Source organism: Sporosarcina limicola (assembly GCF_014873855.1).
GTDB lineage: Bacteria > Bacillota > Bacilli > Bacillales_A > Planococcaceae > Sporosarcina > Sporosarcina limicola.
In genome coordinates, this window is sequence record NZ_JADBEL010000005.1 from 25,247 (window position 1) to 50,413 (window position 25,167).

31 protein-coding genes and 1 riboswitch are annotated in these 25,167 nt (G+C 38.9%); of the genes, 27 read left to right on the forward strand and 4 right to left on the reverse strand.

What is annotated here, in order from left to right; all coding sequences use genetic code 11:
• Positions 1–18 precede the first annotated feature (18 nt).
• The 12 genes from H4683_RS06255 to H4683_RS06310 are packed head-to-tail and all read left to right on the forward strand — an operon-like array spanning position 19 to position 8,035.
• A complete protein-coding gene (locus H4683_RS06255) occupies positions 19–471 on the forward strand; it encodes a GNAT family N-acetyltransferase (RefSeq protein WP_192597990.1) in 453 nt (150 codons plus the stop codon).
• 33 nt (positions 472–504) lie between these two features.
• Positions 505–1,266, forward strand: a complete 762-nt coding sequence (locus tag H4683_RS06260) for an alpha/beta fold hydrolase (RefSeq protein ID WP_192597991.1) — start codon at positions 505–507, stop codon at positions 1,264–1,266.
• A gap of 36 nt (positions 1,267–1,302) precedes the next feature.
• Positions 1,303–1,914 carry an NUDIX hydrolase gene (locus H4683_RS06265; RefSeq protein WP_225941931.1) on the forward strand — a complete coding sequence of 204 codons (612 nt, stop codon included), beginning with the start codon at positions 1,303–1,305 and terminating at the stop codon, positions 1,912–1,914.
• 52 nt (positions 1,915–1,966) lie between these two features.
• On the forward strand, positions 1,967–2,446 hold the full coding sequence (locus H4683_RS06270) for a tetratricopeptide repeat protein (RefSeq protein WP_192597993.1): 480 nt from the start codon (positions 1,967–1,969) through the stop codon (positions 2,444–2,446).
• 39 nt (positions 2,447–2,485) lie between these two features.
• Positions 2,486–2,875, forward strand: coding sequence for a GNAT family N-acetyltransferase (locus tag H4683_RS06275; RefSeq protein WP_192597994.1), 390 nt, complete (start codon positions 2,486–2,488; stop codon positions 2,873–2,875).
• A gap of 8 nt (positions 2,876–2,883) precedes the next feature.
• Positions 2,884–3,450, forward strand: coding sequence for a DUF402 domain-containing protein (locus tag H4683_RS06280; RefSeq protein WP_192597995.1), 567 nt, complete (start codon positions 2,884–2,886; stop codon positions 3,448–3,450).
• Entirely contained in the window at positions 3,443–3,967 is a 525-nt protein-coding gene (locus H4683_RS06285) for a GNAT family N-acetyltransferase (RefSeq protein ID WP_192597996.1), read from the forward strand. The genes H4683_RS06280 and H4683_RS06285 overlap by 8 nt, the downstream gene beginning before the upstream one ends.
• A 13-nt stretch (positions 3,968–3,980) precedes the next feature.
• On the forward strand, positions 3,981–5,210 hold the full coding sequence (locus H4683_RS06290) for a DUF2087 domain-containing protein (protein ID WP_225941932.1): 1,230 nt from the start codon (positions 3,981–3,983) through the stop codon (positions 5,208–5,210).
• Between the two features lie 48 nt (positions 5,211–5,258).
• Positions 5,259–6,155, forward strand: a complete 897-nt coding sequence (locus H4683_RS06295) for a GNAT family N-acetyltransferase (protein ID WP_192597997.1) — start codon at positions 5,259–5,261, stop codon at positions 6,153–6,155.
• A complete protein-coding gene (locus H4683_RS06300; RefSeq protein ID WP_192597998.1) occupies positions 6,152–6,763 on the forward strand; it encodes a nucleotidyltransferase family protein in 612 nt (203 codons plus the stop codon). Before H4683_RS06295 ends, H4683_RS06300 begins: the two co-directional genes overlap by 4 nt.
• Entirely contained in the window at positions 6,732–7,175 is a 444-nt protein-coding gene (locus H4683_RS06305) for an ASCH domain-containing protein (RefSeq protein ID WP_192597999.1), read from the forward strand. The genes H4683_RS06300 and H4683_RS06305 overlap by 32 nt, the downstream gene beginning before the upstream one ends.
• A gap of 44 nt (positions 7,176–7,219) precedes the next feature.
• Entirely contained in the window at positions 7,220–8,035 is an 816-nt protein-coding gene (locus tag H4683_RS06310) for a DUF2785 domain-containing protein (RefSeq protein ID WP_192598000.1), read from the forward strand.
• Between the two features lie 111 nt (positions 8,036–8,146).
• On the opposite strand, the gene H4683_RS06315 is transcribed toward H4683_RS06310, so the two are convergent.
• Positions 8,147–10,342, reverse strand: a complete 2,196-nt coding sequence (locus H4683_RS06315) for a YhgE/Pip domain-containing protein (protein WP_192598001.1) — start codon at positions 10,340–10,342, stop codon at positions 8,147–8,149.
• A 179-nt stretch (positions 10,343–10,521) separates the two neighbouring features.
• Here H4683_RS06315 and H4683_RS06320 point away from each other — a divergent pair, with 179 nt between their 5' ends.
• The 9 genes from H4683_RS06320 to H4683_RS06360 all read left to right on the forward strand — a co-directional run bounded on the left by H4683_RS06320 (position 10,522) and on the right by H4683_RS06360 (position 17,766).
• Positions 10,522–11,172, forward strand: a complete 651-nt coding sequence (locus H4683_RS06320) for an SIMPL domain-containing protein (RefSeq protein WP_192598002.1) — start codon at positions 10,522–10,524, stop codon at positions 11,170–11,172.
• Positions 11,173–11,263: 91 nt separating this feature from the next.
• On the forward strand, positions 11,264–11,767 hold the full coding sequence (locus tag H4683_RS06325; RefSeq protein WP_192598003.1) for a DUF1572 family protein: 504 nt from the start codon (positions 11,264–11,266) through the stop codon (positions 11,765–11,767).
• Positions 11,768–12,328: 561 nt separating this feature from the next.
• Complete coding sequence (locus H4683_RS06330) at positions 12,329–12,793, forward strand: NUDIX hydrolase (RefSeq protein WP_192598004.1); 465 nt, start codon at positions 12,329–12,331, stop codon at positions 12,791–12,793.
• A gap of 27 nt (positions 12,794–12,820) precedes the next feature.
• Positions 12,821–13,276, forward strand: a complete 456-nt coding sequence (locus H4683_RS06335) for an HIT domain-containing protein (protein WP_192598005.1) — start codon at positions 12,821–12,823, stop codon at positions 13,274–13,276.
• Entirely contained in the window at positions 13,269–14,060 is a 792-nt protein-coding gene (locus H4683_RS06340; protein WP_192598006.1) for a PP2C family serine/threonine-protein phosphatase, read from the forward strand. Before H4683_RS06335 ends, H4683_RS06340 begins: the two co-directional genes overlap by 8 nt.
• A gap of 87 nt (positions 14,061–14,147) precedes the next feature.
• On the forward strand, positions 14,148–14,903 hold the full coding sequence (locus H4683_RS06345; RefSeq protein WP_192598007.1) for a hypothetical protein: 756 nt from the start codon (positions 14,148–14,150) through the stop codon (positions 14,901–14,903).
• Between the two features lie 117 nt (positions 14,904–15,020).
• Positions 15,021–15,497, forward strand: a complete 477-nt coding sequence (locus tag H4683_RS06350) for a GNAT family N-acetyltransferase (protein ID WP_225941933.1) — start codon at positions 15,021–15,023, stop codon at positions 15,495–15,497.
• Positions 15,498–15,786: 289 nt separating this feature from the next.
• Positions 15,787–15,894: riboswitch (SAM riboswitch) on the forward strand.
• Between the two features lie 104 nt (positions 15,895–15,998).
• On the forward strand, positions 15,999–16,907 hold the full coding sequence (metA, locus tag H4683_RS06355; RefSeq protein ID WP_192598008.1) for a homoserine O-acetyltransferase MetA: 909 nt from the start codon (positions 15,999–16,001) through the stop codon (positions 16,905–16,907).
• A 142-nt stretch (positions 16,908–17,049) separates the two neighbouring features.
• Positions 17,050–17,766 (forward strand): YetF domain-containing protein, encoded by a 717-nt coding sequence (locus tag H4683_RS06360; protein ID WP_192598009.1) that lies wholly within the window; start codon positions 17,050–17,052, stop codon positions 17,764–17,766.
• A gap of 51 nt (positions 17,767–17,817) precedes the next feature.
• Here the strand turns inward: H4683_RS06360 and H4683_RS06365 are convergent, their stop codons facing one another.
• Positions 17,818–19,026, reverse strand: coding sequence for an NAD(P)-dependent malic enzyme (locus H4683_RS06365; protein ID WP_192598010.1), 1,209 nt, complete (start codon positions 19,024–19,026; stop codon positions 17,818–17,820).
• Positions 19,027–19,292: 266 nt separating this feature from the next.
• Here H4683_RS06365 and H4683_RS06370 point away from each other — a divergent pair, with 266 nt between their 5' ends.
• From H4683_RS06370 to H4683_RS06385, 4 genes are all read left to right on the forward strand, one after another.
• Positions 19,293–19,871 carry a TetR/AcrR family transcriptional regulator gene (locus tag H4683_RS06370; RefSeq protein WP_192598011.1) on the forward strand — a complete coding sequence of 193 codons (579 nt, stop codon included), beginning with the start codon at positions 19,293–19,295 and terminating at the stop codon, positions 19,869–19,871.
• Positions 19,872–19,965: 94 nt separating this feature from the next.
• Positions 19,966–20,313 carry a DMT family transporter gene (locus H4683_RS06375; RefSeq protein ID WP_192598012.1) on the forward strand — a complete coding sequence of 116 codons (348 nt, stop codon included), beginning with the start codon at positions 19,966–19,968 and terminating at the stop codon, positions 20,311–20,313.
• Positions 20,314–20,315: 2 nt separating this feature from the next.
• Positions 20,316–20,630 (forward strand): DMT family transporter, encoded by a 315-nt coding sequence (locus tag H4683_RS06380; RefSeq protein ID WP_192598013.1) that lies wholly within the window; start codon positions 20,316–20,318, stop codon positions 20,628–20,630.
• A 59-nt stretch (positions 20,631–20,689) separates the two neighbouring features.
• Positions 20,690–20,833 (forward strand): hypothetical protein, encoded by a 144-nt coding sequence (locus H4683_RS06385; protein WP_192598014.1) that lies wholly within the window; start codon positions 20,690–20,692, stop codon positions 20,831–20,833.
• Here the strand turns inward: H4683_RS06385 and H4683_RS06390 are convergent.
• Complete coding sequence (locus H4683_RS06390; RefSeq protein ID WP_192598015.1) at positions 20,830–21,489, reverse strand: HAD family hydrolase; 660 nt, start codon at positions 21,487–21,489, stop codon at positions 20,830–20,832. The two genes, H4683_RS06385 and H4683_RS06390, sit on opposite strands and share 4 nt — an antisense overlap.
• Before the next feature lie 165 nt (positions 21,490–21,654).
• Here H4683_RS06390 and H4683_RS06395 point away from each other — a divergent pair, with 165 nt between their 5' ends.
• Positions 21,655–22,563, forward strand: coding sequence for an RluA family pseudouridine synthase (locus H4683_RS06395; protein ID WP_192598016.1), 909 nt, complete (start codon positions 21,655–21,657; stop codon positions 22,561–22,563).
• A gap of 53 nt (positions 22,564–22,616) precedes the next feature.
• Here H4683_RS06395 and H4683_RS06400 read toward each other — a convergent pair whose 3' ends face one another.
• Positions 22,617–23,255 carry a spore coat protein gene (locus H4683_RS06400; protein WP_192598017.1) on the reverse strand — a complete coding sequence of 213 codons (639 nt, stop codon included), beginning with the start codon at positions 23,253–23,255 and terminating at the stop codon, positions 22,617–22,619.
• A gap of 171 nt (positions 23,256–23,426) precedes the next feature.
• Between H4683_RS06400 and H4683_RS06405 the strand changes: the two genes are divergently transcribed.
• Positions 23,427–24,713, forward strand: a complete 1,287-nt coding sequence (locus H4683_RS06405) for a glycoside hydrolase family 18 protein (protein ID WP_192598018.1) — start codon at positions 23,427–23,429, stop codon at positions 24,711–24,713.
• The last annotated feature ends 454 nt before the right edge of the window (positions 24,714–25,167 follow it).

A 25,167-nucleotide genomic window follows, 5' to 3' on the forward strand; every position in this document is an offset into this window, starting at 1 on the left:
ATTATAGGGGGAATCGTGATGAAATTTTCAGTTGAGCAAGTAGAAGATTTGAATGCAATCGATATCAGCTCGTTGGTGAAGGAGAGCGAAGTGGAAGGATACCGTTTCTTATCCCGTTTAGTAGATGATTATAAAGATGGTACGAACACATTCAATCAGCTGGGGGAAGCGTTATTCTGTATTCGCGATGAAAGTTCAAACATCGTAGCTGTTGGAGGAGTGAACCAGTCGCCATTCTCTGATGACGACAAAGTGGCAAGGTTACAGCGGTTCTACGTAGAAGCCGATGCTCGCCGTAAGGGTGCTGGATCTCTGTTGCTTAAAGAAATCGTCAATCATTCACGTGGCTATTTTAATGAAATGACGGTAAGAACAGAGTCTTCGAAGGCAGATGCTTTTTATCGATTTAATGGATTTGGTTTGGATGACAGTGCTTCTGAGACAACACATGTGATGAAACTACAGAAGTGATCATACGTATTTTAGCTAGAGGAGGTTGAAGACATGACTTTTCATTATGAAGAGTATGGCAATAAGGAAGGTCCCCTAGTCGTATTTATCCATGGCGGTGGGGTGAGTGGTTGGATGTGGGACAAACAAGTAGAGCATTTCAGCAATTACTATTGTTTGGTTCCTACACTCCAGGGACATGGCTGCCGAAGTGAAGAAACTTCTTTTTCTATCAAGAAAAATGCTCCAGAAATAATTGATTTAATTGAGCAGAAAAGGAATGGAAGAGAAGTCAATGTAGTAGGTTTTTCAATCGGCGCTCAAATCACGGTGGAGATGCTTAGTTTGGCTCCGGATTTGATTCATTCAGCAGTGATAAATAGTGCGCTTGTCACGCCTCTGAAAATGATGAAGTCACTTGTTGCTCCATCTATTAAACTGACCTTTCCACTAATTAAAAATAAATCGTTCTCTAAAATCCAAGCAAAACAACTATATATGGATGGCGAATACTTTGAAAGATATTATCGCGATAGTTTGAAGATGAAGCCGGAAATAGTAATTGAAATGTTAAAAGAGAACATGTCCTATATACTTCCTGATCGTTTTTCTACTAGTACAGCTCGGATTTTAGTGACTGTAGGAGAACGGGAAAGAGGAATTATGAAAAAATCTGCTGCAATGATGGCTCATGGAAATGCCAACTGTGAATCTTTAATCGTACAGAAAGTTGGACATGGATTCTCGGTTGCACAACCTGAATTGTTTAACCAGGTTGTGGAAGCATGGATGCAGGAGAAGTCGATACTAGTATGAATGGCAGTATTTCATTTGAGAGAATCGGGGGGGATTTTGAGGAAGTGGAAAACAATTTGGTCGGAGTATCATTATAAAACCCCATTTGGCAACCTAAGGAAAGATACTTGCGAGCTTCCAAACGGAATGATCATCAATGACTTTTTTGTCCATGAATATGAAGATTGGGTCAATGCAGTCGTTTTGACGAAAGATAATCAGATTGTTCTTGTAGAGCAGTATCGTTATCCTGGTCAAGATTTCTATTTGGAGATTCCGGCAGGGAAAATTGAACAAGGCGAATCTTATGAACAAGGAATTTTGAGGGAATTACGTGAAGAGACCGGTTTCACTTCTTTAATTGCCCCAATAAAACTAGGGGAATTTATGGTGAATCCGGCAACCCAAACGAATAAGGTGGTCATCTTTTTAATTCTAGATGCATTTAAGGCATATGACCAGGAGCTGGATGATACGGAAGAGTTGGAAGTGAGGTTATTGCCTTTCGATTCGATGGGAAAAATGATTCGAGAGAAGAAGATTACACAGCTGTTTTCTGTTAGTGCATATTATATGGCCAAAGACTTTTTGAGAAATTCGATTGCCTCGTCTTCAGAAGAAGAGGGCATTATAGGACAAATTCAACCGTATGAAGAACGACCGAGATAATAGATTAGCGAGGTCAATTAGTAAACTTCATTAGTGAAAAGGGAGAAGTACCATGGGGAAGTTAGAAGAAGCAATTCAGTTAAGAAGTGAAGGGGAACTTGACAAGTCGAATGAGTTGCTTGCTGATTTAATTGCTGATTTTCCAGATGATGCGTTAGTTAACTATCAGTATGCATGGAGTTTCGATGTGCTTGGTTTAGAAGCGAATGCTGTACCTTATTATGAAAAAGCCATCCAGCTTGGCTTAAACAAGCGAGACGAATTGGGCGCATTTATTGGACTCGGTAGTACATATCGCACGTTAGGTGAATATAACAAATCGAAAACAACTTTTGAAAAAGGAATTAAGCATTTTCCGGAAAACAATGCATTGAAAATTTTTTACTCTATGACATTGTACAATGTTGGTGAGCATAGTAAGGCAATGGAAACTTTGTTGACCTGTCTTAGTCAAACAACGAATGATAGTGAGATTCTATCATATAAAAAAGCGATTGAGTTTTATGCTGATAAACTGGATCAAACTTGGTAAATAAGTTCTACTAGAATAGTAAGGAGGTTCAAAGTTAGTATGGAAATCGGCTACGTCAATCAGTTACCCAACGAGATTGATCTCTACGAATTATATGGTGAGCTAAATTGGAATACATTTTTGAAGTTGCCGCCATATAAGCTGCGAAAGGCCTTGGAAAATAGCTTTTATACTGTATCAGCTTATTGTGAAGGGAAGTTGGTCGGAACAGGACGTATTGTTTCGGATGGGGTTATGAATGCATTCATTTGTGGGTTAGGGGTTTCACCAGAATTTCAAGGGAATGGAATCGGTACTCGTTTATTTAAGCAATTGACTGAGCATGCAGAAAGAAATGCTTTGCATATCCAGTTTTTCTGCGAAGATGAAATACTTCCTTATTATGAAAAACTGGGATTCAAAAAATTTGCGAATGGCATGATGAAATGAGGGTGTTTGTGCTGAAACGGAAATATGGAAGCAGATATGACTGGAAACGAGTAACGGAAAGGACTTATACGGAGCTCTTTATTAAGACGGATTCATCCTTCAAGGGATATGTGAGTCTTTTACATATGAAAGAGGTAAGGGAGCCCTTGTACATGACCTTCGGGGAGAGGGCTGTTTGCATAGCAGATTGTGGATATTACTGGATGCAACATTTTCCTGAAGGTCAGAATTATTCAGTTACTACTGTGTTTGATCCCTCTGGTAGTATTGTTCAGTGGTATATCGACATATGCAAGAGGATTGGTTATTGTACTGAGAACGGCCCATGGATGGATGATCTGTATTTGGATCTCATTGTATTACCAACTGGAAAAATCATTGAAAAGGATATTGACGAGTTGGAAATGGCTTTGAAGAACAAAGAAATTTCAACTAATGATTATGAATTAGCTTGGGCAGAGTTTGAACGGCTTAAATCATTACTAGCGGAGGGTTGTTTGAATTTAGAGGATATGACAATGCCTCATTTTCACCTGCTGTCGCGGTCTCTCGACAACATTGGAAGGGATGATTAAAGTGTTAATTCGTAAAGCAGAGCTAGAAGATACAATGGGTATAGCCAAAGTGCATGTGGATAGTTGGAGAACGACTTACAAAGGAATTGTCCCGGATGCTTTTCTAGAAAACCTTTCCTACGAGCAACGGGAGCAGATTTGGAAGGGGGCGGTAAAAGCGAATCATGTATACATAGCGGAAGATGGGGACGGTCAAGTCATCGGATTTTCTACTGGAGGAACCGAACGAACGGGAAAATATGAATTGTATACAGGTGAATTATACGCGATTTATGTCTTGAAGGAGCACCAAGGTAAAGGAATAGGTCGATTACTCGTCCAGTCAGTCGTGGACGATTTGAAAAATATGAAGTTGAATTCGATGCTCATTTGGGCAATCGAAGAAAATCCGGCTTGCCGTTTTTATGAAGCGATTGGCGGAAAGAAGATTGACAGTATGGAAATTGAAATTGCGGGTAAGAAATTGAAAGAAATCGCTTATGGATGGGATGCTAATTCTGAATATTTCAGAACGTGAGATCATTTATATCTTGAAAAAGTGGAACTTATCAATCGAATTTAGATGGTATGTCGATTTTGAAAGGGAGAGAATGATGGATGAACGATTTTTAATTTCTGATGCAGAAAGAGAAAAAGTGCTAGGCAATTACTTTAGACAAGGTTTGAACGGACCAATCGATGTATTTCCAAGTAAGGAAAAAAGGAAGTACATCATTGCCCAGGAAATAATAAAGCGATTTGAAGCAGATAAAATGTATATAGAAAAAGAAATTAACGAATTATTGAGAACGATTCATCCCGACTTTGCTACAATTAGACGCTTTCTTATTGACTATCGTTTTATGAATCGAAGTGACGATGGCAAGCAGTATTGGATTGAAGGAAACTATATGAAAATACATAGAAATGTCGAACTAGATGCTGTTAAGTTGTTTGTCGAGAATGTCTTTGTTGAAAATATAGATTTAAAACAGGATTTTTATGCAAGTATGCAGAGTCGAATGAATGATGGAGTCTATTTCTTTGAAAATGAGAACGGTATAACAATAGCTATTTCTACTCACAGTTCAACTTGGCATCCACATTGTGTCTATGTTCGTCTGGCATATGATTTCAAGTGTTTTGATGAAAGAGCAATTTGTTTCATACTAGATTTCCTGAAAGATGAATTTAAAAAACCATTATTTTTCTTAATTGATGATCGTTCCAGTCGTTTGAGTGAATTACTTAAGAAAAGGAATTTCCAGTTGATACGAAAGACGGAAATTGTAAACATCGAACCAGAAAAATGCTGTTTAGAAAATGACGCCAGTCAAAAAGAGATTGAAACTGTTTCGCAGATTGTAAATGATCCGGCTTTACTGTCCAGCCTCATTGAGTTATGTAAAAAAACATATACCGAAACCCATGTAGATAATCCTGTTGCAAATTTGCCTAATTCCAGTTGGGAAGACGTTATTATGGCTGATCTTTTAAATGAAAATAGCTATGTTGTACTAAATGGAAAACGGGTTATTGCTTTCAGTCTGATGTATAAAGGTATAGAAGGCTGTTGGGAGTTGGGCTGGCTAGGTGTAGACGATGGGACGGATATATACTTATTGGACTTGATATTGAAGCAACAACTTCATGATGCAAACGAACATAATGTTTCGTTCATCGAAAAAGAAGTGGACTCTACATGTCCCTATTCACTACATGTTGTCCAGTTACTTTCATATGAAGTTTCGGAGACTTGTTATGCATATATTGAAAAGTAAGTGACTCTTTCTACCCTTACCAAATAAATCAAAGCTAGGATGAAATAAATGACCATCATAATTGAACCACCTCGTAATATAAAAGATCTTGCAGCTTTTTTAGAAAAGATGAATAGTGTATCAATCCAGCACGTTGGCTATTGCGGAGAAGAAAAAGAGGAAATCTATCAAACACTTCTTCATGAATTCTCAGATTTGGATTTGTCTCAATCATTTGCGGTCGCTTATGAAGGGGGAAGTATTGTCGGGGCTTTGGGATTGGATATCGATAAAGAAGATCAAAGTGCGGAAGTGTGGGGTCCATTTATTAGTGATGAAGAGCACGATACATCTATTGTAGATAAGCTTTTTGAAAACGTGATTTCTAATTCGTCAATTCAGTTTACCCGAATGGATTTCTTTCTGAATAAGGAAAACATAAAAGGAAAAAAATTCGTCCTGAAGCATGGTGGGGTTGAAATAGGACATCATACGGTCTTAATAGCAAACCGCGATGAGCTTGCAGAAGTTGATGTAAATGAAATTGAGACATATAGCCCATTATATGAAAAAGCTTTTTCTAGGCTTCATGCAGCTGAATTCCCTAGTACATATTATAGCGCTCAAGAAATTCTAAGACGTATGAATGAAACGAATCAGTTACTTATCATGAGAAATGACGAAGAACATATAAAGGGATATGTCTACGTAGAGGCTCAGCCGCAACATCATACAGGTTCAATCGAATATATTGCGGTTTCAAATCAAAGTCGAAAACAAGGCGTCGGAACAAAATTGGTTAAATTTGCGTTAGCTCATCTCTTCTCCTACGATGAAATCAAGGAAATTTCGCTATGTGTGGGGAATGAAAATGAAAGCGCTATTAATCTTTATAAAGCAGCAGGTTTCAAAATAGAGCATGAACTTATTCATTTTAAAGTCATATCGCAAGGAAGTATTTTATGATAATCAAAAATGATGAAGACATTATTGCCTTGATTGGCGAAGATAAATGGATGATGGATTTATTGAAATGTGCCAAATCATTAGGTTTACCTGATTGGTGGATATGTGCCGGATTTGTTCGATCCAAAGTTTGGGATGTGTTGCATGGTTTCGATGAAAGGACCGCGATTCCAGATATTGATGTGATTTACTATGATTCATCAAATATTGATGAGGCTGCAGAAAAGGAATTAGAGGAAGTATTGAACAGTCAGTACCCTACTATCCCTTGGTCAGTAAAAAATCAGGTCAGAATGCATATTGCGAATAACATTCCACCCTATTCTTCCTCTGTTGATGCAATCTCGAAATTTCCTGAAACAGCAACAGCTTTAGGGGTAAAGTTAGACGAAAGAAATAATGTCATATTGGCAGCACCCCATGGCATACAAGACGTTGTAAATTTTAAAGTAAAACCGACTCCTTGTTTCAAAGAATCATCGGAGAGGTATCGGATATTTGAAGAAAGAGTTAGGAAAAAGAATTGGCAAGCCATTTGGAGTAAAGTTGAAGTTAAAGGATTGGAGGTGGTTAAAAATGAATGGAGCAGCACAAATCTATTGGGATGAATTTTGGAAGGGTGGAGAGAAACCGGCTTTCGTTAATGCATGGATGTTTGGTAGTTTGCCTGATGAGCTTGCACAGCTTGTAATTGACGGGAAGAAGACAGCAACGTGTTCAGGAAATGTATTCTATGAACTGGAGAACGAACCATTGCCCGCGGTAGGCGAATACAGCATTATATTGAATAGCAACGAACAACCAGTGGCCATCATTAAAATAATAGAAGTATCCCTTGTACCGATGAATGAAGTGACTGAAGAATTTGCGGTTGCTGAAGGGGAAGGTCCATATGAAGCTTGGAAATTGGCTCATGAACGTTTTTTTAAGAGCGAATTACAAAAAGTTGGACTTGAGTTTTCCGAGGACATGCTTCTTGTTTGCGAACGGTTTACGCTGATTGATGTCAAGGAAAAGTGAAGATTTATTAGGGTAAGTATATAGATTTTAGGGAGGCTATAGTGATGTTGGCAACAAGTTTAGAAAATTATCTCGATGATAGAACACCAAAGCTTTCTGTGGAAATTAGACAAGAAATGTTTAAGGAAATTGGGAATCCGGATAGTTATTTACGGGATAACTTAATCTACCAAAGTTTTGTAAAGTTAATTGATTCCAATCAATTAAATGCGAAAGAAATCCAGGATTTGTTGGAAGTGGTCGTGCAGGAAGACTTTCTGTTGTACCGAATTGGTGAGTTGGGAATGGATTCAGTTTTCACACGTTCATTCTCCGCACTCGTCGTTGCTGCGGTTATAGAATATGATATTGAGAAAAAAGTATTGGACCCAGAGATTGTTCCGAACATAGTGAATAAGGTTACTCGTTATATGCTATCTGAGATAGATACACGGGGTTTTATTCATGAGAAGGGATGGGCGCATGCGGTAGCACATGGCGCTGATGCTCTAGACGCCTTGGCAAAACATCCGCAGATTAAAGAAGAGGATATCGGTCGAATTCTTCACGCAGTCCAACGTTCCCTATTCCTACAAGTCGATTATTTGGATGAAGAGGAAGAACGGCTGGCGACAGTAATCGCTTCATTAATTGCGTATCAAAAGGTCGAACAGGACATTTGTTTATGGATTAAAGAATTAACTGGAATAGTCGACACACAAATGGTCGGAAATAAAGGATCAATTGAAACCTATCATGTTAAACGAACCGTAAAGAATTTTTTGAAGTCGGTATATGTGATGTTGAATTCGAAGAAAATAGGCAAGACAGTGAATAAGGACGTCTTTGAAGTTCTGGAAAAGTGGATGTATCTTCGCTAACGTATTGTCATATTCACCTTTCTTCAAAAAAGGAAACTCATGATAAAAACATTTCACACATAAAAAAATGCAGTCGATGACAAATGACTGCATTTTTAAGTGTAAGTAATTCTAATGGAACAGTCCCGATTCCTTTGATTTCTTCAATAACTCTTCGGTTTTCTGATTGACAAACCCTTTCAGGAAAGCACCAATCAGCAAAATGGCGATGGAAAACACGGTTAGGAACAAAACATCGATTCCAACACGTCTCCAAACCATTCCTCCCACCGTTTCCCGCATCAAGTCGATTGCATAGGTAAACGGTAAAGCTGGGTTTATCCATTGGAAGAATGGCGGCAAAAGATCCACTGGGTACGTTCCACCTGAGCCGGCTATTTGTAATACGAGCATAACAATGGCAAGTGCTTTCCCTACATCTCCGAAAATAGAAACGAGCGTATAGACGATTGACATGAAAACTAGGCTGATAAACAAGCCGAATAGGATGAACCAGAAAGGCTCTGCCACTTTTACACCTAGCAACGCGATATCCCCAATTGTCACAATCACTGTTTGCAGTAAACCGATTGTCAAGAAAGTGAACAGTTTGCCAAAGTAAATAGCTCGATCGTTAAGGAGGTCGTCATGCTTGGCTTCAACCGAAAGAAGTGAAATCAGTAACAGACAGCCTACCCATATAGATAGTACCGTGTAGAAAGGCGTCATTCCTGTTCCGTAATTTTCGATTGGAAATAATCGATGCTCATTTAGAAGAATCGGTTCTTCGAAGAAACTCCGTTCAGCTTGTGGATTGTTTATCAATAATTGAATCACTTCATGAAGGTCTGTTTTGCTTTGCATTTTACGGATTTTATCAGCAAGCTGGTTAACCTTGGTATTGATGAACGGAAATTCGTTAAGGGCCTTCTCAATAACAGATTTTCCGTCAGTCACTTGCGTAGCTGAGTTGTTCAGGATTTTCTGCGCTTTAGGTAATGTGGTAGTGACCTCTTTCAATATATTTCTTGCATTTTGTAAAGTCATTTTCGCTTTAGCCACTTCAGTCAATATCGTCGGTTCTATCGTTTGATCGTATTCTTTGATGAATCTGTTCAAATTGACAGAAGTGTTTTCTGTGATTTGCTGTAACTTGTTCAAAGTACTTTTTACTTGTTGTTGGTTATCTTCAATGACACCATTGATGGATTGAACATTTTTTTGTGCCTCTTGAAGGAAGGATTTTGTTGTTGAAGTCGTCTCGATTGCATGAGTCAATTTTTCATCGAGTAAAGACTGATTTGGATTGTCTTTCTCAGGGGAGGCGGCATTTACTGTATTCAAAGCTTTCAAATCGATTAGATCTGACTTGAGTGCACCAAGTTTTCCAATGGCCTGGTCAATCTTTGAATTCAAAATCCCTTTGACTCGATTCACTTCAGTGAAGTCTAGGTTCACAGCTTGCAGTTCTTTGAGAAAGCTGTTCGCTTCCTGTGAGATAGCCTGCACTTTCTCCACATCTTTTTTGATGCTTGGAGCCATTTGATGTAACCGATTTTCCGCTTCGTTCAGAAAATCGATGGTCCGATTGACTGTATCAAGTCCGTCGGCGGTCATCTGGTTCGCTTCAGGCATCATTTTCTGTATTTTAACAATTATAGTTTGTGCTGATTTCAAATCGGTTAAGGAGTCCTTCAGTAAGTTATGAATGCCTGGTAAACCTTTTTCCAACTCAAAGATATAGCTTTCGAATTTCTCGATATCCGGTAAATCCTGTTGAAGCTCCAATCCTAATGAATTGAACATATCGAAGATGACACCATTCACTGTAGCAGTGAATTCTCTGCTTACTTTATCAACAATGACACTTGCACCTTTTTCAGTGATCTTTGGAGCAATCGAGTTAATCTTTTCATTTACATAGTATTCGATATCCGCTTTTTCGGGATTATTGGAAATGACGGACGAAAGCTTGCCGGAAAAGTTTTCAGGGATGACGATTACCGCAAAATAATCTCCATACTCCAGCTTGTCCATCGCTTGCTGACGATTGGTGAATTGCCAGTCCATTTCATCGCTTGTTTTTAAAGTTGCAACTAGGTCTTTTCCTACGTCAATTTCTTTTTCCCGAATAGTTGCACCTTTGTCTTCATTGACGATGGCAACTTTCATCTGGTTTGTCTGGGCATAAGGATCCCAGGAGGCATATATATTTAGCCATGCGTATAGGGAGGGAAGAAATACTAAACCACCGATGAGAACGGCGGCAACCCAGTTTTTACTGATATTTTTGATATCCAAAGTGAAAATGTTCCAACTTTTTTTCATCCAATCAACTCCAACATTGTTTGTAATTATGTTAGTGTATAAAGAAGTGGTACGTATTTCCATAAATTAATTTAAGTAAGCTAAGTGCCTTTTCGTTAAGTATTGCCGTATATATCTTTTCCAGACAATCAGCATACTATCTACTATGGCATAATGATGTGTAGGAGAGGTGGAGGCGAATGTATTATCCTTGTGTACGACAAATAACCCATCAGCAACAAAGGGTTATGACGGTTACTGGTATCGGAAATCTCTCAATTGAACCGAATATTGCTCAGGTCCAGCTCGGTGTTAGTACCGAAAATAAGAATCTTAATCAGGCCCAACAAGAAAATGCTTATGTGATGAATCAAGTTATCGAGTCGCTGCTGGAATTGGGAATCCATAGGGAGGATATAAAAACCGCATCGTACAACATCTTTCCGCAATATGATTATGTCGAAGGTAAACAATCGTTTAGAGGCTACCAAGTTACAAACGTAATTACAGTGAAAATCAGGAATATTGAGCAGGTTGGAAACGTGATAGATGTGGCTGTTCAAAACGGGGCAACCAGTGTATCAAGTATTCAATTCATGGTAGAGGATGAAGAAATGCATTATCAAAAAGCATTGAGCTTGGCGTTAAAAAATGCTTTAGCTAAAGCGCAAACGATTGCTGAAACAATGCAACTTCAGTTTGACCCTACTCCTATTAAAATTGTTGAAGAAGTTAGGGAAGAGCCTATTGCAAGTCGATCATTTGCTGCCAATGAAATGAGTGGATCCACACCGATTGAACCGGGTCAAACAACTATTAAAGCGGCGGTAAAAGTACAGTTTCAGTATTGAAATAGTAGCGTGAAATAGGTGCTACTATTTCACGCTACTATCTTTAAAAGAGAAATCTATCAACTATCTAAATTTACATGGAGGTACTATTTTGAAAACAATCGAGCAACAATATATCGCTGAAGTAATTACACAATTCACACACTTCAAAGAACGAGCAGAACTGGCATTTAGACAACTGACGGAAGATGAATTACATTGGAAACCGAGTGGGGAGTCCAACAGTATTTCGATTATAATCAAGCATATTAGTGGCAACATGAATTCTAGATGGGTGGATTTTTTGACTACGGATGGAGAAAAAGCTTACAGAGATAGGGGAGCTGAATTTTCAGATGAATGGCTGGCGAGGGAAGAGCTTATGAGTAAGTGGGAAGGAGGTTGGAAACACCTTTTCGATACATTGGATAACCTAAAAGAAGAAGATCTACATAAAACAATTACATTAAGGCAAAAGCAACTAACCGTCCTTAGTGCAATTCAGACCGAGATAGCACATATAAGTTACCATCTAGGACAAATTCTTTACATTGGCAAGCAGATAAAAGATGAAGAATGGACAATATTGAGTATCCCGAAAAAGGATTCAAAATAAATAAGAAGTACAGTTGAAATTACAAATACTTGTGTTAATTTCACAACAAATACAACATTCGTTAACCTCTTTCCGATTAAGTGTTGTTTTTTGTATATGCAAGTACAATTACTTGATTAGACAGAAAAATGTTACTTTTTTCTACTTGAAATATGGTAAACTATAAATGTAGCTGAATATTGTGAGGGTGGTTGGTGGTCGCTCTTCTTTCCCTAATGGAAAGGAGGTGAAACCAATGGAGACATTTCTTGAATTTCTTCGCGAAGTTTTGAAGGGAATTGTGCGTGAAATAAGTGCATTTTTCTTTCGGAAGAACGTATTAGAAAAAAAGAAAACCACCCCGCGCCGTAGGAAGCAAAGGGGTGGTTCGCGAAATAAAAACTAAGTTTTGACAACCACCATCTTAACGGTAGTAGCTGCAAGAGGAAGCGTTTGCGCGCTTCTCTCTTTTATTATATGACCATTATACATAAAAGTATTCAGAAATTCAAATTGTTACACTACGCTACTGTAATCACTACTACAATCTATTACTAATAACTGTACGAAAGGAGACTTAATATGGGCTACATAAGGGAATTAAGAAACCTTGTAGGAAATCGGCCGCTCATTATGACGGGGGCAAATGTAATCCTATTGGATAAAGAGAATAAACTTCTTTTACAATTAAGAACAGATAACAAATGCTGGGGGTTAGCAGGAGGAGCGTTGGAACCAGGAGAAACTTTGGAAGAGGTAGCAAAGCGGGAATTATACGAAGAAACCAATTTAGTAGCAAATAAGCTAACTTTGTTTAACGTCTATTCTGGCAAAGAATTTTATTATAAATATCCTCATGGTGATGAAGTTTATAATGTCATCTCTACTTATATTTGTACGGATTATGAAGGCGTTTTAAAAAAGGATGAAGATGAGGTACTGGATTTGCAATTCTTTCATTATGATAATCTTCCGGCTGAACTGAATCCACCCGAGATTCCAATAATAACTGAATTCATTAACACCTTTTTCTTCAAGGAAAACTGAATGGCATGTACCACTTATTGAGGGGGAGTGAATGGAAGAATTTTTATTTGCAATAAACATGTAGAGTCAATCAAAACGGATGGCATTACCATCTTTGAAGATGATTTTGTATATGTTGGTCATATTGATAATAATGAAAACCCAGGTTATTTAGGACATCTTATGATTGATTTGAAGAGACATGTGCCAACTCTCGGGGATATGACTTTGAATGAAGCGAAGGCATTTGGGTGCATTATGGCGCGAGTAAGTAAGGCATTGATGATAAGTGAAAAAGCGGAGCATATCTATTCATTTGTATCCGGTAACACAGTACCACATTTACACATGCATGTAGTCCCGCGATATCCAGACACACCTAAGCAGTTTTGGGGACCGATGTCAGTACGTGAATGGCCAGAGGCGCCGCTAGGAGGAGAGACTGAAGTGAAAGAACTATGTCTGAGGATAAAGTCATATTTGGAAACGCAAGGCCATGAATAGTTACTCATGGGTAGGGAGCGAAAAGGATTTTGTTGATGAACAAGATGTTCGATGGATCAATCGTGTAACCCTTGGTCGTTTTGGTGGAAACTCTTCAGCCGGGCAAAAAAAGAATGAAGATGGATGCATCATCTGGCAGAGTAAGGATTGGGAACTTGCGGCAATTCTTGATGCACATAGCAGTGCCGAAAGCGCGGAACTTGTAATTCGCATACTCGAACAGCATAAAGAAGACTTGTTAGGAATAGTAACTATAAAAGGTCCCCCAGAGTTTAAGCGATTGGAAAAGAGGCTACTGGAGATTTTTCAAAGTGACGATTTTTTGGATGAATGCAGAAATGTATCAGGAGAGACTGCATTTCTTGTCTGTGTAAGAAAAAGTAACTATGTTTGGTGGTTTTCAGTTGGGGATTGCTTGGTCTATGTACTCCATCCAGAATTGATTGCCCTCAACCAATTCCAGCTCAATCAAAGGCAGTTTTTCGAGTGGATTGGTCAAGTTAATACGTTTGAGAAAACCGTTCCTTGCTACACTTCTGGAACAAGGGAATTGAGAAAAGGGGTTAACCTTATTTTCATGACAACGGATGGTTTGGTAGAGTGCCCGGGTGAGCCTTATTCAGATCCTTTAAATCTTGTAGCTACATTGAAAACAGAAAACCTTTATGAAGGTATTTCGAAGATGTTAATGGAGATTGAAAGACTCGATGTAAGGGATAGCACGACGATTGTCTCTTGGACTGTGGATGTAAAAGAGGAAGGTAGCATTCCAAGCGATAATTAGAAACGATTAAAATGAAAAGGATTTATGTGAACAATAGCCCTCCTGTCATAACCTGCATAAGATAATACGACAAGGAGGCTAACAAAGATGGGGTTATTTATAAACAACTATTTTCACCCTGATGTCTTCAAAAATGAAGCGAAGATTGATGAGCCGAATCAAGGGAACTTCAAGGCGGATTTATTGTCGGAGTGGATGGATGAACAGAAACAAGCATATGAATCAATCACTAAGAATTTTATAGCACTTGAAAAATCCATGAAACAACAAAAAAATAATCAAACAAATCAATGGAGAACAGTTCGCAACCGTTTTGATGAGCTAATGGAAAATAGCACCCGCCAACTGAAATTTGAAAATGTTGTCCTAGAGTCATTAACGAAGTTAGATGATAAAAATAAAACGTTACAACGAATGGTGAAAACTAAACGGCTATTGGATCGGGAATTCATTGAGCAAATCAACAAGATAAATCATTCGAATACAGAAATCGTTAATCGGTTGGATAAATCTGATACTACTAATGAAAACCTCTCTTTGAAAATGAATCAGCAAATGGATCAACAAATGCTCTTATCGGACCAAATCTCCAAGCAAGAAATTATTCAAAGTGAAGTAGTAGAGCGTTTGGATGCTCAAGAAGGATTGATGGAAAAACTAGTAAAGCAAATGAATCATTTTCGGTCAATTCTCTTCGAAAGAACCACTTCTCTTGGAGAAAAAATAGATCACATTTACAGTTTTTCTTCCTCTAATCGGACAAAACCAGAGATGGATTCAGAACGCTCATTTGCTTTATACAAGACGAACGAAACACAAAAAGAAAAGCAGGGTACAAACTGACTCATTTCCATTCATTCACTTGACCTGTAGTGCTAAACTAGGCATACGGGTTTTTCTTTTTTTAGGAAAAAGCTATTCACCCCATTTATTGAAATTATACTAACAGAGGTGTTTTGATTGGAGCAGCTACTTATTACTAAAGCGTCAATTGGCGATGCGGAATTGATTCACACAATGCAAGTTGAATCATTCCAACCGCTACTCGATAAATATAAAGACTTTGGGACGAATCCTGCAAATGAGGGGATTGAACGGACGATTGAGCGTTTGAACCAAAAGCAGACAGACTATTATTTAATTTCCTACCAAACCAATCCAGTTGGTGCAATTCGTATAGCTAAAAGGGATAATCACCGCTATAGACTATCCCCGATTTTTATTCTCCCTGAATATCAAGGAAGAGGAATTGCAAAAGCGACAATTCAAATTGTCGAGGAAATATACACTGACTGGCTTGTATGGGAGTTGGATACGATACTTGAAGAGTGTAAATTATGCGGTTTATACGAAAGTCTCGGGTACATAACGACAGGAAAGATAACTGCAATAAATGATAACATGCGTATCGTTTTTTACGAAAAACACAAGGTGTGAATTATGCTCACATAGTAAAAGAAAAAATGTAAATTAAAGATAATTTCGTTTACAATTATCAGTTCAATAGTATAATGGTATCTAATAAAATCAAATGCGCCTTGGCGTATTTGCGCCCGGATTTTGAATTGAGCTTGCTCAATTGCCTCCTTTCAAAATCCATGGTATCCGCCGGAGGCTTTAACTTTATTCAGCAGGTTTTTTGAACCCTCTGCTGAATAGTCTATATACTTTGCATTCATCTCGACACCTTTTAGAGTGGGAGATTTCTGCTGAATGAAATTAAATATTCTTATCAAGAGAAGCTGAGGGATCTGGCCCAATGAAGCTTCAGCAACCCCTGATCCTGTCAGGAAGGTGCTGCCTCCAACAAGATGTCTGTCTTGAGAGATAAGAGCTGAGAGTCTAAATCCAACCCTCTTTTCTTATTTCACAGAAAAGAGGGTTTTTCATTTTGAGTATGAGAATATGAATTGCTAATCGAAAAGGGAGCGAAGATAATTGCCAATAAACATACCAAAACAATTACCAGCAAGAGAGAAACTGTTAGAAGAAAAGATATTCGTAATGGACGAGGATCGTGCGGTGGAACAAGATATCCGTCCATTGAACGTACTAATTCTCAATTTGATGCCTGAGAAGGAAAGAACGGAGCTACAACTTCTCCGGTTATTGGGTAATACACCGTTACAAGTGAATATTACTTTTATGAACATGGCGACCCACGAATCAAAAAATACGAGTAGATCACACTTAGATACGTTTTATGAAACGTTTGAAGAAGTTAAGAATCGCCGCTTTGATGGGCTGATTATTACGGGTGCCCCGATTGAACACTTGGCATTTGAAGATGTGAATTATTGGGCTGAGTTGAAGAAGATAATGGATTGGTCAAAAGACAATGTGACGTCCGTTTTACATATTTGTTGGGGTGCGCAAGCTGCATTGTATCATCATTACGGCATCGGTAAGTTTGAATTGCCTGCAAAATGTTTCGGTGTTTACAAACATAATTTGGCCGATTCGACAATCAAGCTGGCCCGTGGTTTCAACGACGAATTTACAGCACCGCATTCTCGCTATACATCCGTTTCAATTGAGGAGATTGAAAGTGATCCACGTCTGACGTTACTTTCCCAATCTAAGGAGGCAGGGGCGTTCATCATTATCTCAAATGACGAAAAACATATTATGATTACCGGACATTTAGAATATGATGCAACGACACTTGCCGATGAATATAACCGAGACCTTCAAAAAGGGGTAGTTGTTGATTTGCCGGAAAACTATTTTCCGAATGATGATGTAAACGAGCAACCATCGAATACGTGGCGTTCACATACACATTTACTTTTCTCCAACTGGTTGAACTATTATGTCTATCAGGAAACACCATATGAATGGAAATGATCACTAATTAGAATGATAATGAAATCTCTTCCGCAGAACGCCAGTTGTTTTGGAGTTGGGGTTTTATTACCGTTACTTTATCCCGATGTATAGACAGATCTCGATATAGGAATACTTCTGTAAGTGGAGGTGCGTATTCTATATGAATATAGATGAAATGCTGGAATTGGATTTTTGGGAAATGATTTTAAGGACCACGATAACATTTATAGCACTACTCATTCTTGCACGTATTATGGGGAAAAAACAGATATCCCAATTGACTTTCTTTCACTATGTAACAGGTATTACAATCGGTTCCATTGCAGGGAATATCGCGGGTGAATCCGAAACCCCGTTTTTGAATGGTCTTGTTTCGATGATTTGGTGGGCCTTGTTGACATTACTTATGAGTTTTATAGCGCTTAAATCAAGAAAGGCAAGACTCGTTCTCGATGATCAGCCAACAATCGTAATGCGTGAAGGGAAGATATTGGAGGGGTCTTTAAAAAAGTTGCGTCTTCATCTTAACGATTTAAACATGATGCTACGCGAACAAGGGGTCTTTTCGATAAAGGATGTTAACTACGCTGTACTTGAAACGAACGGAAAGTTGAGTATTCTAAAGAAGGTTGGACAGGAGCCTGCAACGAAGCAAGACGTGAAAGCACCTGCACCAATACCGAAATATATTCCATCGGAAATTATTTCGGACGGAAAAATCGTAGAAAAGAATTTACCTGAGCTGAATTTGACAGAAGAGTGGGTTTACGAACAGTTGAAAAAACAAGGAATAGGTAAGGTTGAACACGTATTCTATGCGGAAATCCAAACTGACGGTTCCCTACATGTTGATATGAAGAGTGAGGAAGATCAATGAAAAAAGTAGCCGTAGACTTGATAAAATCAAGTTTACGGCTTTTTGCTAATTTCAAGCTTTCTGTCCTTGTAAAATGAGATTTCTATAAACGGAAACCCCTGAATCCATCGCTGCTTTACCTACCGCCTGTGCAACAATACCTGTAATTCGTTTATCGAAAGGATCCGGAATAATATAATCATCAGACAAATCAGTATCCTCGATCAAACTCGCAATGGCATATGTGGCAGCCAGTTTCATGCTTTCGTTTATTTCGGTTGCTCTGACATCAAGAGCCCCTCGGAAGATGCCTGGAAATGCAAGGACATTGTTCACCTGATTCGGGTAATCTGAACGACCTGTTGCGATTACGCGGACACCATATTCTTTTGCTTTGTCTGGTGCTATCTCGGGAAGTGGATTTGCCAAAGCGAAAACGATTGAATCACTGCCCATACACTCAATAAATTCTTTCGTTAGAATGTTAGCTACTGAAACCCCGACGAATATATCTGCGCCTGTCATCGCATCTTTAAGCGTACCAGTTAATTGCTCGGGATTTGTTATTTCAGCAATCTCATGTTTAATGGGATTCATATCATTTTGGCGGCCTTTGTAGATAATTCCTTTTGAATCACAGATGACAATCTGTTCGAAACCAATACTCCCAAGAAGTTTTGTGATGGCAATACCGGCTGCTCCTGCACCGTTGACGACAACTTTAGCAGTTTTTATTTCTTTTTTGACGACTTTTAACGCATTCAATAATCCTGCGCCAACGACGATAGCGGTTCCGTGTTGGTCATCATGGAACACAGGAATGTTGAGTTCTTCGCGAAGTCTTTTTTCGACTTCAAAACAACGTGGTGCCGAAATATCTTCCAAATTTATAGCGCCAAACGTTGGGCTGATTGCTTTTATGGTCTGGACGATTTCATCAACATCTTTTGTACCCAAGCAAATCGGGAATGAGTCGATATTCGCATATCTTTTTAATAACATTGCCTTGCCCTCCATTACAGGTAGAGCTGCTTCGGGACCGATATCGCCTAAACCTAATACGGCAGTTCCATCCGTGATGACTGCCACTAAATTTCCTTTTATCGTATATTCATACACAAGGGAAGGATCGTTTGCAATCTCCACGCAGGGCTCTGCAACACCGGGAGAGTAGGCTAAACTAAGATCCGTTTTATTTTCTAATGGAACTTTAGAAACAGTTTCCATTTTTCCTTTATGAAGCTGATGCATTTCGAGAGAAGAGTTATATCGTCTTGTCATTGAACATACCCCATTCCAAACAATATTTTCGTTTATAGTTATAAATTATTACCATAGATTAATAAAAATCGCAAGGTGGAAAATTCAGTCGAATCGGAAAATTAGAATAAATGAAGCGTTTACATTCCTATGGCTATCATCTTCGTCATGAAATTTATTTATTCAAAAATATTTATTTAAACTTCATGTTTAAACAAATAAATTGCAAAATCTATTTATTTGATATAAAATGAATGACAGTCAGTCATGTTGAAAGGTGGTATGAATTGATGAATAAAAAAGAGGCAATTGTTCGTGCAGCTATTCAAGTTTTTCGAGAACAAGGCATTGATAAAACGAAAATCTCCGATATTGTGAAAGCAGCTGGAATTGCTCAAGGTACATTCTATTTATATTTCCCTTCAAAATTATCATTAATGCCTGCGATAGCTGAAGTAATGGTAGAAAAAACAATGACGATTGTGCAGGAAACCGTACAAGTGAATGCTTCCTTCCCAGTACAACTTACTCAAATTGTGGATGCGATTTTCATGGTGACGCGTGATTATCACGAGATACAGGCTTTGATTTATTCAGGTCTGGCTTCAACTGAGCATTTAAAAGAATGGGAAACGGTGTATGCACCTTTTTATAATTGGGTTAGCGAACGACTACAAGAAGCGAAGGCAGATGGAATCATCCGTCAATCCATTAATGTCGACCCTACCGCAAAACTAGTTATTGGACTTGTTGAATCGGCTGCTGAACAGATTTACTTATATGATTCAGAACAGGAAGATCAAGCACGTATACAAAAATCGGAGGTCAATATTTTTTTAAAACATGCCCTTGGAATTCGGGAATGAAAAAAACGGGTGGAATAGGTTAATCAATTTCTACCCGTAATTGATTTGTAAAGTAAGATGAATGACAGTCAGTCATATAACGAGGAGAATACGTATGAATAAAGCATGGTTTTATGTTGCGATGACAAGTTTATTTGAGTTGGTTTGGATTTTTGGATTTAATGTTGCAACTGAATGGTGGCATTGGATATTTATCGTCTCATTCATTTTTATCGATTTTCACTATTTGGCGAAAGCATGTGAAAGCCTACCGACAGGCACTGTCTATGCAACTTTCGCCGGCATTGGGACAGTCGGGACGGCCCTGATGGACATCTTCTTTTTTGGTCAGAGTTTGAGTGCAGGGAAAATCTTCTTCATTGCTATTTTGGTTTTTGGGGTGATCGGATTGAACTTGGCTGATGTAGCGGAAGAGAAGAGAGCAACGAAAGGAATTGTATAATTATGGGTTGGTTATTTGTTTTGTTAGCAGCAATAAGTGAAATTACTGGAGTGGTCGGTCTTAAGAAATACAGTCAACAAAAAACAATAGGAAGCGGAATTTTATTTGGAGGTGGTTTCGGCGCAGCATTCGCCTTTCTATATGCCGCGTTCAACTATTTGCAAGTGAGTGTCGCCTATGCGGTTTGGATTGGTGTTGGAACGGCTGGAGCAGTTCTCATCAATATGATTTTTTTCGGGGAATCGAAAAGTATGGGCCGTATAGTTAGCGTTTTGCTTATCGTCATCGGTGTAGTTGGTTTAAAAGCGATATCTTAAAGGAAAATCGAGCATAAACCGTACTTACTAAAGGCGGCAGCAGGAGCAGGAATGGTCGCTTGATTAGAAGATTAGTCGCTTCGATAGAGGAATTAGTCACTTATGGTGAAAAGCGTGAAAACTCATGGATTGTGGCGGACACAAAAACTTATACTTTTTCATCATTTAAAAAAGCGAAGCCAGTAGATGGCTTCGCTTTTTAGATTATGTCCCACTTGCGTTCTTCAGCTATCGTTTGCAATCGAGGTTCGGGACGGACGGCGACGGGATTGCCGACGAGTTCCAATACGGATAAGTCGGAAAAACTATCTCCATAAGCAAAACTGTTTTCCCAGTCGATTTCTTTTCCATCCAATGCCTCCTGGATCTTTTCGTTTTTCCTTGGTCCTTGTATATGATAGATGGGTGTTCGCCTATCGATTGTATCTCCGTTAAAAGGGATATCCGTTCCGATAATCATATCGAACTGTAACCCTTTTGTAACAGATTGCAAGAGTGGGGTATACGCACCTGAAACAAGCATGACGTGTACATCATCGGCAATATGCTGTTCTATCCTGGATAGAACATCTTGATTGAAGCCTTTCCGTACTTCTTCGGCCATTTCTTCAAAATAACTATTCAATTCTTCTTCAGTTAATTTTTGAAGGGCATCCAAGTAAACTTGCATAGAACGCGCTTTCATTTTAGCCTCAGGAAGTAGCTTCAATTTATAGCCAATGAAAGGCGGGATAATGGATCTATAAAACCGTTTATACTTTGGATGATGAACCGGGTGGTACCTTAAGTGTCTCATTAATAGTTGAAATGTTTCTTCCGCATATAATGTCCCGTCAAAGTCAACTATCGCTACACGCATAACAATCACCTTTTCCTTATTAATCAAATACGCCCTGGCATATTTGCGCTCGGATTTTGAATTGTACGAGCCCAATTCAAAATTAATTCTTATAATCATCATACAGTGTTTGTATTATGGAGGCAATTTGCGCATAATAGAAGTGTAGAGTGAGGGAGAGTATATATGCGAAAAAATCATAAAAATTCACCAAACAGAAATACCGATTCATCGATTTATAAAGTGGAAGAACCAATCGAGTTATTACCTTTCTTGATAAAGATGATGACCAAGAGTAGCCGGAATTCAGTGAAATCCGTACTGACACGGGGACAAGTGACAGTCGATGGGAAAATGATAAAGCAACATAATCATCCACTCCAGATTGGACAAACAGTGGCGATTCTCAAAAATCAGGCAGCCATGAAAGAGGACGCACTCGTCGGGATTGAGATATTATACGAGGATGATGTGCTTATCGCTGTCAATAAAGATGCAGGTATTCTTTCGGTGGCGGCAAAAAATGAAGAAGAAATGACTGCTTACAGGCAGATTAAGCAATATGTGAAAAAAGAAAATCTGAAAAATAGGGTTTTTGTCGTGCATCGGCTGGATCGGGATACATCGGGCGTCATGCTTTTCGCCAAAAGTGAGGATATTAAGAAGAAATTACAGGAAGCCTGGAATGAGGTTGTAAAAGAACGGACGTATACTGCGCTTGTCGAGGGTGTCGTCAGAAAAAAAGAAGGCACAATTTCATCGTGGCTAAAGGAATCGAAAACATTCAAAGTGCACTCGAATCCGACTGATAACGGCGGCCAACATGCCATTACCCATTACAAAACACTGCAATCGAATAAACAGTTCACGTTACTTCAGGTGCAACTTGAAACTGGACGAAAAAACCAAATCCGTGTTCATATGGAGGAACTTGGCCATCCCGTTGTTGGCGATAAAAAATATGGTTCGACCATTAATCCCATCAAACGTCTAGGTCTCCATGCAACTGCTTTAGCATTAGTGCATCCAACAACAGGAGAACTCATACGTTTTCAAGCGGACGCACCTAAAAATTTCATTTCGAAAACAAAATAAAACCCAGGTACTCACAGTAAATTGAGTGAGTACCTGGGTTTTGTCATTCACACTTATTGTAGATTGTTATTTGGCATTCCAGGTTGGCCCTGCGCCGGTGCGAATGAGTTCAATAGTTGCTGCATATCTTGCTGAGCGAGTTGAGGAACTTGGTAATAATGGTGCTTATTCTGATAAATCGCAAGTTCATATGCCATCTCGATGCAATTCGGTACGGAGTCGGCAAGTACACGGCGAACGACAGGATTGCATGTCTCCATAGCGGCCATTGTTTTCGTGGAGGCTCCAGTTTTTGCGGAACCAAGTAAAAAGCCCGAGATGATTTCATCCGATATTTCCGATTCCGATTGCATAGGTTTTGTCGGTTGCATCGGTTTCATGCCGTAGACAAAGTCATTTCCTTGTGTCATTTCATAACTTTTAGTTGGATGCGAAGGGTCACGGCCTGTCTTGAAACAGTCAACTGTAATATTGTATTCGTCCAATGTAAATCGGTATTGGCGATCTAAAATAGCAAGCAACTCCGGATCTTTTACATGTTGACGTAACAACATTGCTTGGTTTAGCGCCCCAACAGTGCTGGATAATGCTTCGTGGACATCGAACAGTTCGTGACCACCATGATTCATTTGTTGAGAAACAGGTCCCGTATGCATATTCTCGTGCGTTTGTCCGAATGGATTTTGTGTCATTACATATCCTCCTATTATGAATTAATTTTCATCAAAAGTAGTATGGTTTTTGAAATGAAAATTATTCGTAAGAAGTGGGGAAAGAATCGGCCCGATTTAGGCATAATCATCTCTGGACAAAAATAGTCTTAGTAAGAGGGCGTTTTTGTCAATGAAAGGAAGGTGATTAGTTTGCAAATTCATGTTGTTCAAAAAGGACAAAGTCTGTACGGAATCGGGCAGGCTTACGGCATACCTTATCAGGGAATTGCACTAGCGAACGAAATTCCTGACCCTTCACGTCTTGTGGTTGGTCAAGCGTTGGTCATACCAATTGTAGGAAGTTATCATTGGGTTCAGCCGGGTCAATCATTGTATAGTATTTCAAAATTATATGGTTTGACCGTCAATGAACTCGCAACTGTCAATGGATTATCCACATCTAGTATTCTTCACATCGGACAGCGCCTTTATATCCCACCTAGACCCAAATCAACCATTGATGCTTTACTTTATGTTGAGCCGCGGACTCCAGTTAGTCAAACGATGATTGATGAGGTTAAAAGAAGGGTTGATTCACTAACGTATCTGGCCATGTTTAGTTATGAAGCGAAGAGAGATGGCTCACTAAAAGCCCCGACAATCGATAATATACCGTCGATTGCACGTTCTGCGGGGGCAGCCAATGCGCTTGTTGTGACTAATCTGGAGAATTTCGCGTTTAATGCGGATCTTGCTCATGCTCTTTTTACGGATGAGGCGGCTCAGAACCAGCTATTCGGGAATCTCATTCAAGTTGCGAATGAGATTGGCTACAAAGATATTCATTTCGATTTTGAGATGCTTCATCCAGAAGACCGTGAACTGTATAATAGCTTTCTTCGGAAAGCGAGAGATCGGTTCCATGCGGCGGGTTTCACGATTTCAACGGCGCTTGCCCCGAAAACGAGTGATGTGAAGACGGGAATATATGGTGCCCATGATTATGCGGCGCATGGAAAGATTGTAGATTTCGTTTCACTCATGACGTATGAATGGGGTTATACGTATAGTGATCCACAAGCAGTTAGTCCCATTAAGCCAGTTCAAGAGGTTGTAGAGTATGCTGTCAGTCAGATACCGCGCGATAAAATTTTCTTAGGTCAAAATTTGTATGGCTATGATTGGTCACAACCTTACCCAAGTCAAGGAGGGGTAGCTGCCAAAGCACTTAGCCCTCAACAAGCAATTGCGATTGCGGTAAGGCAGAACGCAGATATTCAATATGATTATGTAGCACAAGCACCGCATTTTAAGTACACGGATGATAAAGGTGTGCATCATGAAGTATGGTTTGAAGACGCGCGTAGTATTCAAGCTAAATTCGATTTAATCAAACAGTTTAAGTTGCGTGGCATTATGTATTGGAAACTGGGCCTAGCATTTCCACAAAACTGGTTGTTGTTGCAAGATAACTTTAAGATTAGAAAGATTACATGAATATAAAAAATGAACCGAGGTGCACTCTTACTGCACATTCGGTTCATTTTGTTCATTTGGTTAGTCTTTATTGATATAATTAATGAAAGATTGAAGGACTTCCATATCGGGATTAATCAGTAGAGCAGGTAGGAGAATAAAAGTCATTACTAACATTATATTGGCTCCTATGAATACACGGGCCATTTTTTTGAAGTTCATAAATCTTCCCCTCTTTCCCTAAGCTAGCATTTTCAAATGACGGATTTAAACCGCTGATTGAATAGACTAATAATACCCCCTTTTTAAAAGAAAGTAAATATTTTTCTCATAAGTATACATAAATATGACACAAACAAGTATAATTATTGATTCGAACATAAAAAAATGTTGTAACAAACCATATTTTCAGCGATAATACAAAAAATGAAGAAGTTTTTGAAATATCAATTTTAAGTTACCTGTGGAGAGGCGT